Here is a 13,930-nt window from a genome sequence, read left to right on the forward strand (position 1 = left end):
GGACGCGGCCTCGGTCGCCGGCCTGCTGGTCACCACCGAAGCCATGATCGCGGAGGCTCCGAAGAAGGAGTCGGCTGGCGGCGGCGGCATGCCTGGCGGCATGGGCGGCGGCGGTATGGGCGGCATGGGCGGCATGGGCGGCATGGATTTCTAATCCAGCCCCTATCAACCTACAGCGGAAAGGGCGGCAGCAATGCCGCCCTTTCCTTGTGTGCCGAACATGATCGACAACTTGGAGTGCGTCCCGAGGATCTCGTCAGAATTAGGATCTTGTCCGATCGAGCAATTCGCGGGCTCAACCTGGTCAAACCGGCGCCCCCTACGAACTGCCCGATCCTTGAGGATTCCGCTGCGCGACAATCACGATGATTCATTCAGTTGGTAGCTATAGGCGGTGAATCATGAGGGGCATTGAGGAGCGTGGCAAGGCGCCCATCTCGGCATTTAACCCCATCGAGCGTGATACCCGAGACAATTCTCTCATCGGACCGGCGGCTGGCGTTGAAGGACCCGGTGAATCATCCTGTTCTATAGTGGAGCAGACGCGCTCTGAGCCTCAAGATCAAGCGTTTCCTCCTCTGAGTATCCTTGATCTGCCGCTGGACATTCTCGTTGATATTGCTGAGCGGCTCAGCCCGATGGATCTGCTGAGGTGTCGCACACAAATCAAGAGCTGCGTGTCGCCGCGATGATAGTCGCAACGCCTCAAGAAAGGCGGATCCAGGTTCAGGCTCGTCGTCGTGGCCGAGAGGCCTCGTGACGCCGACGACTGCGCTTCGGCCTTGTGGGGCCTCGGAGCGGGCGTGGCAGCGCTTGCACCTGAGCTCCAGCGGCGTCTCATCCTGCTTGAGCCCAGGTCTCAGACCATTGCCCTGGAGGGCCTCGGAGCAGGCGTGGGTGGCCTTTGGCCAACCTCCAGCGACTTGTCTGCGGATTTCACTAAATTGGGACAGCCGTTTTAGTAAATCGCGAACAAGCGTTTCGCTAAGTCGCGGGCAACGGAAGCGATCGAGTTCCGGTTGCCTTTGCTGTTAGGAGTGATTGATTTCGGTTATTTCGCTGAAACGCTGAAACGCCATATCCAGCTTTTCCAACGGTAAATTGGGCACTGTCCAATACTTTATTTCTTGAGAAATCCAACGTTTTTGCCGCGCAGTGACGTTCGGACATAGCAAGGCCTGTCCCATACCTATGAATACGTTTGGCTGAAGCAGACCGATGGCTGCGCGTCGAAGCCGAAGCCGTCGAGTTCGCGGACAAACGGGAACTGCGCGATCTTGCTCGACATGAGCGTGTCGAGCTGGTCGCGGATGGCCGTCAACTTCAGCCGATCCAGCATTGCGATCAGCAGGTCATGATCTAGCGTCGTCATCACCAGCTCCCTCCGACCACCGCTTCGTACTCGGCGAGTGGCCGCAGCAAGGTGGCCGGGGGTGATCTTGATGCGCTCGGCGCGCACCGGCCCTTCGAAGCCGGCAACGCCGACAAAAGGCTCTGTCGCAAACCTGGAAATGGGGGTGTGAACGGCCATTTCGGCCTGTCCGTCAGGCAGCGAGGATATCGAAACAGCGATCGACAGACTTGTAGTCATACCTCGCCTGTCGCTTGCCAATCATGTGGATCATCTCGATGCCGGAGAGGATAACCACGGCGCTCGCCTGCGACTTGAAGCCGATGGATCGAATGCGGCGCTTGATACGCAGTCTGTTCTTTCAATTTAGACCAACTATGCGGATGCCGCCTCAGTCAATTCAAGAAGGTAACCAATGCCGCGCACGGTCGTGATCCGTGGCGTTGCACCTGACCTACTCAGGTGTCCACGTAAGCGATAGATTCCGACTTCAAGCGCGTTGGCAGATACCTCGTCGTTGAACGAATAGAGGTGATCTTCCAACTGCGCACGAGGCACGATGCGGCCTGCACGGATAAGCAGATGCTCTAAAATACATAGTTCGCGGCGTGCGATCTTCAGAGGATGACCCGAGACGGAAACCTGTCGGCCGATCGGATCGAAATTGAGATTGCCAAATACAACGATGGGGTCGGTCACCTGTGTCGACCGGCGCAGAATGGCTCTCATTCTGGCGATGAGCTCATCGAAAGAGACGGGCTTGAGCAGAAAATCGTCCGCGCCACCGTTGAAAATTGCAATTCGCTTCTCGAGATCGTTGATGCTACTCATAATGAGGGTTGGAACTGAATGCCCGTCGCTCCTTAGCTGTCTCAGCCAGCCCAAGCCATCGCCATCTGGCAGAGCCAACTCCAGCAGGAGAATTTCATAGGTTGCGCAACAGAATGCCCTCGACGCCTGTTCCAGGTTGCCAACTACATCAACGGCAAAACCGCTATCCCCGAGCGCAGCTCGCACGGCGCGCGTAAGATCCACGTGATGATCAATGAGCAGCGTTCGCATTTCACGTCCTATCAAGGTAGGACAGGTCACCGTCCGCTGTAAGACCGGGGCGACAGCAGAAGTCGCGCAACTCTTCGTAGTGTTCGTAACGCTCTTTCCGATGGGTGATCGCGGGAGAATGCAAGCCGCACGCCTGCAATAGTCGGGGATGGAACACGTGAAGACCTGTTGACGGGCTGAAACCGTCGGTCGGCCAGCCCACAATGCCACCGACTCTGCCTGCGATTTCTCTGCGCATCGATCCTCCTATATGGGTTGCGTCGCAAACTCCAGCTGAGGTCGCAAGGGCAGGTTGCGGCTTTGTTCATTGAGAGGACCCCCTAGAGGCAATACCGGGAGGATTCCCTGTATAGCACTTCCCGATTTACCAACCGGTCATTCCGAACCACGTTCGGCGGCTTTGAAGACGCTCATTGAGCGCGGCTAGGTAAATCAAGGGTACGACCTGCCGGGTATCGATGCCGCTTTTGAAGCAGGCATCGGCACCAGCTCGCTGAGCGTCGCCCGCGCAATTCAGCGGACGCGCTCGATACACCCAGTCGAATCGTGCCGCAGCTTGCCGCGCCGACAGGGCGGCCGAAGAGTTCAGGCTTGTGACCGAAGGGCTACGCCCAGTCGTCCTCCCATTATCAACCTCGGTCAAATCAAAGTGACGTTGAATCTGAACAAGTTGCGCCATCATATCACAAACGACTTACCGATCCCCGACGTGCTCTAGCCTTAGTGCTTATTAAGAAGATCGGCTACTGTCTCTCCGCGTCGCCGGGCATCGGCGGCGAGCCACACCTCCCCCACCTCATACACGTCGCCGTGGGTACGAAACGGCACAATGACGTCAACGGCAGCCGACAGCAGGTCAAGAAGCGTGTGGTCTTCCACAGCAGCTCCTTGCGGGCTGCTCTTGACGAGTGAAAAGAGCTTTTTAAAGCCTTGGACCGGATCCGCCCCATGAATCGTCGATATTGATCCCGCATGGCCGGAGACGACTTCGCTAAGGTAGGCCCAAGCAGCATCATCGCGCATCTCGCCAAGCAATATTCGATCAGGGCGCATGCGCAAGCTGGCTTGCAACAGTTGCTCGGCTGTCACCGCACCTACGCCTGCTCGGTCCTTCGGATAGAGTAACCGGACATGATTCTCGTGCGGGATTGCAAGTTCGAGCGTGTCCTCGATACTTATCAGCCTCTCTTGCGGGGGTATAGCGTTGATCAAAGTCTTGCTCATTGTCGTTTTGCCGCTACCAGTAGGTCCGCAAAGCAGCATCGTAAGCCGCCCGCAAACGCACGCTCGCAAAAATTGCTCCAAGTCACCATGGTCGTAGTGCTGAAGAATCGTTTCGTCCTGCCGCTCTTGGCGCTCCTTTCGTGACCGCCATTGATTCCAACGCGAGTATTCGTAGCGAGAAGAAACTTCCTTGAGTTCGGTCACACGACTTGAGGGACGCCGTATCGTCAGGCTTATTGTTCCTGAGGGAACAGCGGGCGGCAAACAGATCTGCAGCCGCTCTCCGTTCGGCAGCTCAGTCGCACAGAGGGGGCTTTGCGGTCCGACATCTTGCTTGCGCAGCGCTCCAGCGAGGATCGCGATGTCCTCCAGATCGTCATAAGATAGCGGTAGCGGATGTTTCGTGAATACGCCGGCCTGTCGGACAAAGGCTTCCCCAGGCCGGTTGATAGCGACCTCTTCGGTCCTTGGCTCCTCAAGCCATTTCAGAACAGGGTTGAGAAGCAAACGCAATTGAGGGTCAGCCTCCGGTCGCATTGTTGTCTCTCCGGCGTTGGCGATGTTGGGGGGGGGCTGGCGCCACGGCGGTCGCTCTAAGATCGTATACATCTGAGAAATCGAGGTCCCGAGCCACAAAGATGGATACAGCATCTCCCTGGTTTTTCTTCAGAGTTGGCGGAACGTTGATCGTTGCTCTAAGGGTCGTCTCAACGGCTTGTCCGGCGTTGCTCTGGAAGCTGTTGATACCGCTTCCTCCACCTGAGCTGCCAGCGTATTGACCGGCGGCCTGAAACGCGCCTTGAATGACGCTCATGAGCATTGCTCCGCCAAAGCGCTGCCAGAAGTGATTATCCACCGTGCCAGGCATTCCGGAGCGGCCGAGCTCGTCAGCGCCCGGCGATGCTAGCGAAACGAGGGCATGGTCAGGCGTTTCGATGCGCGTCCACAGCACGAAGACACGCGCATCCCCCTGTTGGAGACCACGCTGGATCTCGCCAATCACGGTCGTCCCGCGATCCAAAAGCACCACGTTGTTGGTGGCGCCGCGGACGTCTTTAGGTAAGACGCACTTCACATAACCCGGTAAATTTGTGTCGACTGCCGTTTGCAAAATGCAGGGGATGATCGTTCCTTGAGTAATCACGAGATCAGGGTGCGGCAAAAGTGTGGCCCGGCTTGGCTCCTGTATATCTGGCTTCAATCGCGCCGACAGATCGCCAGCGTCTGAAATCTCATCCGAGGTCACGGGAGCATCCCTATGGTTGTCTTCGCTCCGCTGACCGTCGTTGGGCATTTTACTGCTGCCACTGTAGGCGAAAATTGGTGTTTCCTCCGGCGGCGGATCAGCTGAAGTCGGCGTGGATGGCGCAGGATCTCCTGCCTGCGCCGCCTGTACGGCTGCTGGAACTTCGGGAGCAATCTCAATCGGCACGGGGCGGAATGGTTCGGCGTCGGCGACAATTGGAGGTTTTGGCTGAGTTGGTTCGTCTTGTGTGCTGGTACGACCTCCGAGCCAGATGAGTGATAGAGATGAGATGAGAACAAGAGCAGCGACGGCCAACTTCTGCAATCCCGAAACATGCCGGCGGGCCGGCTCCGAGACCATCGATCCGGAGGCATGGACATCATGTCCCGACTGTGGGCCGGTTTCATTCATCGGCCGAGCCTTTCAAAACGCGCCACACGTCGGGTGTCACTGTACCGGTCCCTGGCGCTCGTCCCACAGGGTCATAAGCCCTGTTGAAAATGGACAAGACCGTATTGCCATCTCTCAGACGCCATTCCCGGGCGACTGCGGATACTTCAACATAGTCCCCTTTGACCGTGTAATTGGCAGCGGCTTCCTTGCCGTCGGGATTGATAATGTAGAGGGAGGGTATGCGGGAATTGCTTGCGAAGCCAAATACGGTGGTAAAGCCATTATCGAAAACTTGCAGCGGCGACAGCGATCGATCACCCTTTGCGACGTAGTGAAAATTGCTTTCGTCCGGACTGGTAGTTGCGGCGGGCCGATTCAACAAATCCTGAACTCTCTCGTCGCGCAGCACTTTCGCCCGGGCCTGACCAAGAATCGAGCGCCTTTCTGCGTCCTTTCTCCGAGCAGCAGCCTCATCAGCAGGATAGGTGAACTGCACACTGTAGTATAGGTCAGGTTGCTGCTCATCGAGTTTTGGCATCGCTCTCGTTGAAATACTGAAGACGTATCTCCGTGTACCGGACTCACTCTCGGCCAGCACGATGACCGGCTGCGGCGGGAGCATCCGGCTAGCCTTAAAAAAGAGATAGTTGGCGCGCGGGAGCGCAGCCAGGTCTTTGCTATTGGAAACGGCCACGGCTGCGACTGTCTCGTTGGCCGCGAATGTGACAACCAGCGTTGCCCCCACTGCGGTAGACAGGCGCACCACTTCGTCAGGACGGTAAGCCAGGTAGCGCATGCGCGCATCATGCTTGCCGGCAAGTGGTGTGTCTTCCGCGGACGCTTCCATCGTTAAGAAGAGTGAACAGACCAGCGCGAGAAACGCTCTTTTTGTCATGGCTGCACATAGCCCAGGTTCGATACGCTATCTTCCGAGCTTTGATAGGAAGTGATGAGTAGACCTCCCGGATTGGTGAGCCTCGATTGCCCAGGCAGACCCGTCAAGCGCTCGTAGCGGATGGTAGCTGTCCAGGTGGTCACTATCGGCATCTGCCCATCGACAACAAGCGTACGTTTGTAACGGATCTGTTGAACGTCCGGACTGATGTCGTTTGAAGAAATATGCCCGACCTCGAGCTTGCCGCGCTTGCCGACCGTGACTTGCGGCGAGGTGGGATTCGGATAGTTGAAGAAATCTTGATATTGCTGTCGCACAGCCGGCGCGCTGAAACTGGATACGAGGTCATAGGCGTATTGGGCCGTATCTGCTGTGTACCCCTCGCGCAGGCGTACATATTCCCACAGCGAAGCATTTATGACGGCTCGGTCTTGGGTTGCCGGCAGTCGAGACACTGACACTTCGCTGTCGACGGTCCCATCCGGCCGGACCCAGAGGAACACAGGTACGAGCTTGGCCAACGGGACCATGGCAGCGATGGTAAATGCCTGGGCAACATTTCCTAGGACCGCCGCTGCGGCAAAGGCGATCAGGGCCTTTGACAGGCGCCGCGCAGACTTCGCTCGTGACGTTTGAAACGCTTCCACCTTCTTATAGTGGGCGGCTAGCGTTTCTCTCTCCACCAGAAGGGCATGTTCAGGAAATTTCACTTTGGCTCTTCCGCGCATTCGACCTGAAGATCCTCAGGGGTGGTTTCCCATTGTCCCACGTTCAGTTGGAATGGGGCACCCGCGCACGTCGCAAGCCCATGGCTCGTCTTGCAGGCGGCCAAAGCGAGGATTGACAGAAGTAGGCAATATTTCATGTTTTTGGCACCGAACTTGTCGATTGATTAACCACCCGCCGTTTTGGCAAAGTGGCGATTGAGGCTGTTAAGAGGTCGGTTCGCACCTCCCCAAGAGCCGCCGGCGATGCTGCTGGCGATCGTCGGAAGCGCGACGATCAGAGCGTCACCAGCTAGGAAAAGCATGTCGAGCTCGTAAAGCCCGATGATCTTGGCTGCTGTCGTGCCCGAGAATTTGATCATCAAAAGCATGGCTGCCAGCGAGACTGCTTCGGCAGCGATTACTATCGTTGCAACGATGTTGAGGAGGAGAAGCAGCAGCCCGTACGAGAGCAGTTGGCCGATCCATCTGGTGGCTATGTCTCGAGTGTGATCAAAAAGGTAGCCTACAAGGACCAGGGGGCCGATCGTCAAGAGCACCTTCGTCAGAATTCCAACGGCATCGTAGATCTCGAACGCTGTCCACAGCGCGCCGTAGAAAATCCATTGCGCTCCCTCGAAAGCAAGTATGTCCTGGCCGTTCATAGGCCCAATTTCGGAAGCAATCAGCTGAAAGACATACTGGCTTGAAGCAAACATGATGTCGAGCTTCTGGGCGATTCCGATGAAGGGCAAGTCGCTGCCACTGATGTCGTGAGCCAACCTCGGAATCGTTTCGTCGAAAAGCGCTTCAATGTACTGCTGATAGTTGGCCTGCCCTAAGATAAGGGCGACGACAATCGACACCATGATTACGCGCGAGATACCCCCGCGCGCATCGACTTGACCACGCATGACCAGACAGCCTTGGATTATTATCCAGAGCGTGACACACGCAACCAGAGGCGCACTGACCGCCGCTTGGACGTTTTCAAGCACTTTGTGCAGCCCGGACGTGAAGGCCCCATGAAAGATCGTGTGTATAGTCGTGAATGGCGCGGGAATTTTGAAATTCATGGCGTGAGCCTGATGTGTCCCTGATCAGCGCAGCTGAGCCTGATGAACTCAGCGTTCACGGGAGGGGGCCAAAAATGCGAGCGGTGTCCCGATGTTCGCGACGCTGCGTGGCGGCCTCCTCAGCGGCGTGAAGGCTCCCTTGTGCAGTGGCCATAGTCAGCAGACTCGTGGCCTGGGCATTTTGGATCATCGCATCGTGAATCTGCTTGAGGACCAGACCGTTGGTCACGGTGGCCTGCATAATATTTCCCGAGCGGGAAAGCTGACCAAGCGTGCCGGCGTTATCCTTAAGGCGCTTGTCCATCATGCCCAAAGTGTCGGCTGCAATAGCTGCGGCATTGGCGGCCCCAGCGATTTGTCCCTTTAACAGTTTCGCTTCTGAATCGTCGCCCGTGACTATCCGATTTGGGTCCTCCGCAATGTTACGGGCGATAATCGAAGCTGGCGCCCGAGCATCAAACATCTGCTCCTCCAGCTTATTGCTCGACGGGTAATGATTTCCTTGGTTCAGTGAGCTTAGCACTCCCGTGACAGCGAATGACGAGGTTAGCATTGTCACCATTTCGATCGTCGTAGCGAGCGTCTCGATTGACCTCTCAAGGATCGCCGCATTGGAAATCGCTGTTAAGGTCGATTGTGTTTCTGTTACAGGGTCGGTGACGATCCATTGCGACCGGGCCTGTCCGTGAAGCAGAAGGGAAGCAGCAAGGGTCGTTACTGCAAGTTTGGCAAGTTTCATGAATATTCCTCCGTCAGTCTTGAACTTCATGGTACCGGGCCATGAACTTGTCGAGCCACCCACTTGGGGCGTCTCCGTGCTGGTTGCGAAGCTGGTCGGCAAAGCGCACTGTGTTGGCCCGCCCCGAGAGTACGGCTACGTACTCGCGCATCTGCCCAAGATCGAATTCGCAAACAATACTCCCGCTATCGCGCTTGAGCAAAAACTTGCGGCTGCCGATTGCCATTCCCTGGCGGATTGCCTCGAACTCCTGCGCAGTGCACTTCAAGCCATCGACATACGCAGAGCGGTCCGCCGTCGGTGATGGGTAGAAAATTTTCGTCATACATTGCGCAACGAGACTAGCTCCGAGAGGCGATTCCAGAACGTGTTCAGGCTGCTGCGTTGCGAGTATCAACATGCCGTTGTTTTTGCGGACCGTGAGCAAGAACTTGTCGATAACGGCCGAGAATTGGGGGTTGAGTAGATAGAATCGAAATTCGTCGCAGCTCATCACGAACCGACGACCATCGACGATAGCGCCCACTCGATGCAGAAGGTATGCGGCGGCCGGTGCACAGACCTCCTCATATTCCAGGAGCTGCGTCATGTCGAAGCCCGTAATGGAGGCATCCAGCCTTACTTCGTCCACGTCGCCGTCAAAGGCCCATCCAAGCGCCCCCCCTCTACACCACCGCTGCAGCCGTGCTCCTGCGCCCTCGGAGGGGCTGTGCAATAGGAACTCGCGCAGGCCCGCAAGTGAGCGCATAGGGGGTTCGAACGAAAGCTGACGAACAATGCCGCGTTCCAGCCGACGGCTTTCCTCCGGCGAGATCGGACCACGGCCGTCACTCTCGATCAGGGCCATCAACCACTCGCGCAGAAAGTCCCGAGAGGCGGAGGTGTTGTCCAGTCCACGCAGAGGGGCCAAGCCGCTCGGAGCGCCTCTGCGCAACGCAAGATATGTCCCTCCCGTGGCTCGCACCAGCAGTTCACCACCCCGATCCTTGTCGAAGAAGACGATCGCACCATTGCGATCGACCAAGCTTTGCTCAAGCATCGCGAGGACAAAGGTCATCAGCGTCGTCTTGCCTTTGCCAACGGGCCCGAATATTGCCGTCATGCCGACGTCATTCTCATGGGGGATGTAGTCGAAAGAAGTTCCACCGTTTGTGCGAAAGCGCGCAACAGCATTGCCCCAGTGGCCGGAACTGGAACCGCTTGGGAAGTTCTCAAATGAGACGAGCCCGGCAAAATTGTGTGAGGTGATCGCCCCCGGGCGCGTGCGCCACCTGTTGTTCCCCGGAAGTTGGGACCAATATGCGGCCTCCATGCCGATGCCCTCTTGGACGATAACGGCGCCCGCGTCGGCCAGCCGTGCGCGGGCACTTGCTGCGCGATCTGCAAGGCTATTGAGGCTGTCGGCATAGACGCACAGGCTCAGATGATGCGAACCCATCACGAATTCGTTGCTTGCCAGTGCGTCCTCTGCCTCGGCAAGTTCATTGATCTGGGTGAGAGCCTTGTCGCCGGCACTCGTCATCTGGCTGGACTTAAGGCTTAGTTTGGCATGAGCTTGCGGGCGAGTGAGGAAGGAAAAGCTCTGGCTCAGGACAAGCGGGAAGTTGGCGGACAGCAAGGAATTTAGCATGCCCGGCCGCGTCGTCGCCGGATATTCACGGAACGAAAACAATGATCCGACGGAGCTATCCCCGGGCCTTCGAATCTCAAGCGCCCGCTTCCCGCAGATGACCTGGTCAGTGTAGATCGAGGCGCCAAGTGAGCCGGTAACCATCGGAACCGGAAGAAACCGGCAAGTCATCATGAGCCGAAGCGCCTCGCCGATTTCCGTGAAGAGCACGTTGCCTTTCTCACGAATGCCCAACCGGCGCAGACCGTAACCGCCGAGTGCGCCAGCAATGATGTGCCAGAGGTCTTCCAGGCTCCGCATTTGGGTGGCTAGATCGTGCTCATTCCGTCTGCGGGACTTGGCAATCCGCAAGCCGATCTTGCCGATTGCGGTGCGGGGGGACACGATCAAAGTGAGGAAGTGATCGTTGCGAAAGAGCTTTCCCGACAGCACACGACGCTCGTAGGCCTCGCTCAGACTGCCAGCGAATGCACTTTGAAACCGGCGCGGCGCCGGCGCCGGCACATCGTTGTGTCTCACAAGATGAGCGTATATCGAGACATTGTCATCGGCGATGTTGCGCAAGAGAGTGTTGAACGCGCGGCAGCGCGAGTTGCGCATCTCAGCGTCTTCCAAATCAAAGGGCACACCGTTCACATGTGCCATGGCCATGATCGATCCGTCTTCCAGAAGGACAACCTGATCGCTTACGTGACCAACATACGGAAGGTAGATCTCGCCAGACCTCTCGGTCCGGCCGCTGGCGCCGAACATTACACCATTCCTCTTCCGCGTTTCGGCACTCTGATCGGATTGGCGCTGACGCTTGCGCCTCCCCAGACCGGCCCGTCCACGCTTCTGCCGGCCGTCTGCAAATAGAGCAGCACGACGCTTGCCGCGTTATAGTCACGCTCAACAACCAGCCGTGCTCCGAACCAGAGTGGCGCGAGAACGATTTCGTAGAGCGGGTTCTGAAGGATAATGATAACAAGCCCAGCCAACATCATGAGCAATCCGGCCAGCGTCAGCGGCACCCCCAGAAACAGTGCCGGGCGCGTCGCCGCCACATAGAGGGTGCTCACTTCCAACCGGTCGCTCATCAGCCACCGCCTATGAGCGCCTTGCCCAGGAAGCTGGCCCCGAACATGATGACGATCCCTCCAACGACACCCGCAACCAGGCCAAGTGAAGCACGACCGAACATCCAAGAGATACCGATGGCTACGAGCCCGAGCACGGCCAGTGATTGTCCAAAGGGCCCAAGTATGAACGTGCAGATATTCTGGACCATCTTGGCAGGATCCGTCCCTCCGGTCACCTGAGCCGCGGCTGGCCCGCTGTAGAAGACCGTCCACGCCGCGCCTGCAGCAGCGGCCGGTACATATTCAGCCGCCATGCGCAGCATGAAAAAAGGCGAAGGAACACGCGTTTTAAGCGCACGAAGTATCTTGAGTGGCGTCATCATTGCATCTCCATGTTTCAATCGAATACGAGTTTGTTCGGGTTCGAGGGTTCCCGTGCTTTCGCAGCCTGGCTGCCTGTCGGATCGGAGGGATCGGCCCCGGAGCGGTCTGGCTGATACGAGCCCCAGATGTCCCAAGAATCTTGGTTGGGCTGCTTCTTTCTATTGGCCTGTTGGCTCTGCTGGAGCAGAGGCGGCACGGCTTTCCGACCGGGTGCCTCAAGGTGCGGCACATCTCGAGCAGTCGGCTCCAGCGTTCTCTCAAGGAGACTTGAGATGTCCTTTGCGGCCGACTCGACCTTGCGTACATAACCGTTGGCGAAGCCATGCGTGACGTCGCCCGTGTTATAGGCCGAGATGGCACGGCGAAGCGCCAGTTGCTGTGCCACAGCAGTGGTGCCGCCGGCATACCGGCTTTCAAGCAGGTGGGCGGCAGCCGAAAGCGAGGCGCAGGGCTCGAAAGCCCTTTCCGGCGTGAGATTGAGCACGGCAAAGTTCTTGCTGTTTATCTGCATCAATCCAACATCGACAGAATGTTGTGCTTCGAGGCGTTCCTTGATGCCCCGCGTGGCTTCCAGGTGGTCTATCCAGCGAAGCTGCTCACCTGTGGTGTTGTCATGAGCCACCAGCGTTTCAAAGCCACTTTCAATCTTGGCAATCGCGGCGAGGGTGGACGGCGCAACCCAGGGGGCGCATTTGCGCGACAGGCTGCGGAACTCACGCGGAGAAAGTGGCGCGGGCTCGGCTGGGAGTGACATGGATGTCATCAGGACGATGGCCAGCGGCCAAGCTGCAATAAACATTCCCTATCACCTACCTTTCCAAGCCGCCGGACGGGTTCTGGCCCTGTCCGGCACGCGCTTATCGGGGAGGTTTGTTACTGTGTGATGTTCAAGTTCAGCTTTTCGGTTTCAATTGAAGCAAAGACCGTGTTCGTATCAGCGTGGGTGAGCATCTTGCGCATGCGTGAGTGGCGCGGGCCCGATCAGCCAGCGACATCCGGAGCATCTTGGTACAATGACTCCTGTACAGGATTGCTCGTCCCGGCCGTCCGTTGCTCCTGGAGTGTGGGCCGCGACTTTGGCGTCATGGATGGTACTTCTGTCAGCGCCAAGCCAAGGACAAAATGGGGAGCTTGGCGGGCTTGTTCAGGCTCGGGATCACCGTGGGGAATCGACTAAGGCGATAAAGCGGCCCAACTTTGCCGGTATGCTGCCGGTCGTTAAAGAGCAGCCATGCGCGGCCCTGCACACTCAGATCATTGCTTGAGACGCGAGCTCGTCCGCGAAGCTGGCTCGAGGGCGCAAATCCGCGGCGGCGAGGGTCAACTGGGAAGACGTGGCGGCGCAGCCCATCCTGGTGCGAGCCTCGTTCAGCTGTTCGGCCGCCGCCGCCAAAGGGTGGATCATGCACAGTCCCATCGGCAGATAACCGCACGTCATTGACGGAGTCCGACGGCGCAATGGACAAGCATAGTGACACGCTCAAGATGGAGGAGTTGCAGTAACTGAGAAATGTTAGCCCGGACGTTCACCGCAACCGGCGACCTGCCGGTCGCCGAACAGCATTTGAGGCCGCCGGCCACCTTGGACGAAGCCGGCTTGGCAGGAGACACACTATTTTGCACAAGGCCGCTGCAGCGAATCACGGTCTTCTTCCGCCGACCGCCTCTCCGATCAAGCCAAACGCCGCGCTGCTCAACCATGTCCGAGCTGGATCCACGAGCCGGAGGATATCGAGATGATCCAGGTCCGCAAACTCCAGGATGACCAGGATGCAAGGGCATAGCAGGAAACTTGGCATCCATGAGGTCGAACTTGAGTGATATTGGCAGGCCTGCACCAACGGGGGAGCTCGAAGCGAAAAAGCGAAGGACCACACGGCAGGGTCATGTCGGCGCTTGGACCTGTCTGGTGGCCACGGGCTGCCTTGGTGCGGTCAATTCGCTGGGGATGAAAAGAACAGGACGAGCACGGCCTCACATTGGCCGCACGCAACGGCGAGTGGTATCAAGGAGCAGCTGTTCTGGGTCGGTGCCCCAGGGTTGCTCGGCAACAGGTTTAGACAAGGGGATTCAAGATTGAAGGTGTGCCGTTGAAACATGTTCTTGTCATTGACGATGATGCCGCAATGCGGCGCCTCATCGCCGAGTATCTCACGATGCATGCC

12 protein-coding genes and 3 pseudogenes are annotated in these 13,930 nt (G+C 57.7%); 1 reads left to right on the forward strand and 14 read right to left on the reverse strand.

The annotated features are described in order from the left end of the window. Positions 1-1,213 precede the first annotated feature (1,213 nt). From NKH02_RS32545 to NKH02_RS32610, 14 genes and pseudogenes are all read right to left on the reverse strand, one after another. A pseudogene (locus NKH02_RS32545) lies at positions 1,214-1,372 on the reverse strand (ATP-binding protein); the annotation flags it as partial. Between the two features lie 172 nt (positions 1,373-1,544). Then, positions 1,545-1,700, reverse strand: a pseudogene (locus NKH02_RS32550) (IS6 family transposase); the annotation flags it as partial. A gap of 26 nt (positions 1,701-1,726) precedes the next feature. After that, positions 1,727-2,413 (reverse strand): response regulator, encoded by a 687-nt coding sequence (locus tag NKH02_RS32555; RefSeq protein ID WP_023814396.1) that lies wholly within the window; start codon positions 2,411-2,413, stop codon positions 1,727-1,729. A gap of 720 nt (positions 2,414-3,133) precedes the next feature. Continuing rightward, on the reverse strand, positions 3,134-4,174 hold the full coding sequence (gene virB11 / locus NKH02_RS32560; RefSeq protein WP_023814397.1) for a P-type DNA transfer ATPase VirB11: 1,041 nt from the start codon (positions 4,172-4,174) through the stop codon (positions 3,134-3,136). Beyond that, on the reverse strand, positions 4,158-5,294 hold the full coding sequence (gene virB10 / locus NKH02_RS32565) for a type IV secretion system protein VirB10 (RefSeq protein ID WP_031249470.1): 1,137 nt from the start codon (positions 5,292-5,294) through the stop codon (positions 4,158-4,160). The genes virB11 and virB10 overlap by 17 nt, the downstream gene beginning before the upstream one ends. Next, a complete protein-coding gene (locus NKH02_RS32570; RefSeq protein ID WP_352632542.1) occupies positions 5,287-6,171 on the reverse strand; it encodes a TrbG/VirB9 family P-type conjugative transfer protein in 885 nt (294 codons plus the stop codon). The genes virB10 and NKH02_RS32570 overlap by 8 nt, the downstream gene beginning before the upstream one ends. Next, positions 6,168-6,881 carry a type IV secretion system protein VirB8 gene (locus NKH02_RS32575; protein WP_031214019.1) on the reverse strand — a complete coding sequence of 238 codons (714 nt, stop codon included), beginning with the start codon at positions 6,879-6,881 and terminating at the stop codon, positions 6,168-6,170. The genes NKH02_RS32570 and NKH02_RS32575 overlap by 4 nt, the downstream gene beginning before the upstream one ends. Beyond that, a complete protein-coding gene (locus NKH02_RS32580; protein ID WP_081731114.1) occupies positions 6,878-7,036 on the reverse strand; it encodes a type IV secretion system lipoprotein VirB7 in 159 nt (52 codons plus the stop codon). The genes NKH02_RS32575 and NKH02_RS32580 overlap by 4 nt, the downstream gene beginning before the upstream one ends. A gap of 27 nt (positions 7,037-7,063) precedes the next feature. Continuing rightward, positions 7,064-7,951 (reverse strand): type IV secretion system protein, encoded by an 888-nt coding sequence (locus NKH02_RS32585; RefSeq protein WP_023766575.1) that lies wholly within the window; start codon positions 7,949-7,951, stop codon positions 7,064-7,066. Positions 7,952-8,006: 55 nt separating this feature from the next. Further along, positions 8,007-8,690 (reverse strand): TrbJ/VirB5 family protein, encoded by a 684-nt coding sequence (locus NKH02_RS32590; protein WP_023766574.1) that lies wholly within the window; start codon positions 8,688-8,690, stop codon positions 8,007-8,009. A 13-nt stretch (positions 8,691-8,703) separates the two neighbouring features. Next, entirely contained in the window at positions 8,704-11,073 is a 2,370-nt protein-coding gene (gene virB4 / locus NKH02_RS32595; protein ID WP_023737137.1) for a type IV secretion/conjugal transfer ATPase VirB4, read from the reverse strand. Continuing rightward, positions 11,073-11,399: a type IV secretion system protein VirB3 gene (locus tag NKH02_RS32600; RefSeq protein WP_023679584.1), complete on the reverse strand. Its 327-nt coding sequence runs from the start codon at positions 11,397-11,399 to the stop codon at positions 11,073-11,075. Before NKH02_RS32600 ends, virB4 begins: the two co-directional genes overlap by 1 nt. Then, on the reverse strand, positions 11,399-11,764 hold the full coding sequence (virB2, locus tag NKH02_RS32605; RefSeq protein WP_031257862.1) for a pilin major subunit VirB2: 366 nt from the start codon (positions 11,762-11,764) through the stop codon (positions 11,399-11,401). The genes NKH02_RS32600 and virB2 overlap by 1 nt, the downstream gene beginning before the upstream one ends. Before the next feature lie 14 nt (positions 11,765-11,778). Continuing rightward, positions 11,779-12,564: a type IV secretion system lytic transglycosylase VirB1 gene (locus NKH02_RS32610; protein ID WP_023766572.1), complete on the reverse strand. Its 786-nt coding sequence runs from the start codon at positions 12,562-12,564 to the stop codon at positions 11,779-11,781. A 1,291-nt stretch (positions 12,565-13,855) separates the two neighbouring features. Between NKH02_RS32610 and NKH02_RS32615 the strand changes: the two are divergent. Then, positions 13,856-13,930 (forward strand): annotated as a pseudogene (locus NKH02_RS32615) (DNA-binding response regulator); the annotation flags it as partial.

The organism is Mesorhizobium sp. M1396 (assembly GCF_040317725.1).
Taxonomy (GTDB): domain Bacteria; phylum Pseudomonadota; class Alphaproteobacteria; order Rhizobiales; family Rhizobiaceae; genus Mesorhizobium.

Bases quoted from the DNA above. Each gene is read 5' to 3' on its own strand.
- NKH02_RS32555 (WP_023814396.1), bottom strand. From the start codon at position 2,413: ATGCGAACGCTGCTCATTGATCATCACGTGGATCTTACGCGCGCCGTG.
- virB10 (WP_031249470.1), bottom strand. From the start codon at position 5,294: ATGAATGAAACCGGCCCACAGTCGGGACATGATGTCCATGCCTCCGGA.
- NKH02_RS32610 (WP_023766572.1), bottom strand. From the start codon at position 12,564: ATGTTTATTGCAGCTTGGCCGCTGGCCATCGTCCTGATGACATCCATG.
- NKH02_RS32585 (WP_023766575.1), bottom strand. From the start codon at position 7,951: ATGAATTTCAAAATTCCCGCGCCATTCACGACTATACACACGATCTTT.
- virB4 (WP_023737137.1), bottom strand. From the start codon at position 11,073: ATGTTCGGCGCCAGCGGCCGGACCGAGAGGTCTGGCGAGATCTACCTT.
- virB11 (WP_023814397.1), bottom strand. From the start codon at position 4,174: ATGCGACCGGAGGCTGACCCTCAATTGCGTTTGCTTCTCAACCCTGTT.
- virB2 (WP_031257862.1), bottom strand. From the start codon at position 11,764: ATGATGACGCCACTCAAGATACTTCGTGCGCTTAAAACGCGTGTTCCT.
- NKH02_RS32570 (WP_352632542.1), bottom strand. From the start codon at position 6,171: ATGACAAAAAGAGCGTTTCTCGCGCTGGTCTGTTCACTCTTCTTAACG.
- NKH02_RS32600 (WP_023679584.1), bottom strand. From the start codon at position 11,399: ATGAGCGACCGGTTGGAAGTGAGCACCCTCTATGTGGCGGCGACGCGC.
- NKH02_RS32580 (WP_081731114.1), bottom strand. From the start codon at position 7,036: ATGAAATATTGCCTACTTCTGTCAATCCTCGCTTTGGCCGCCTGCAAG.
- NKH02_RS32590 (WP_023766574.1), bottom strand. From the start codon at position 8,690: ATGAAACTTGCCAAACTTGCAGTAACGACCCTTGCTGCTTCCCTTCTG.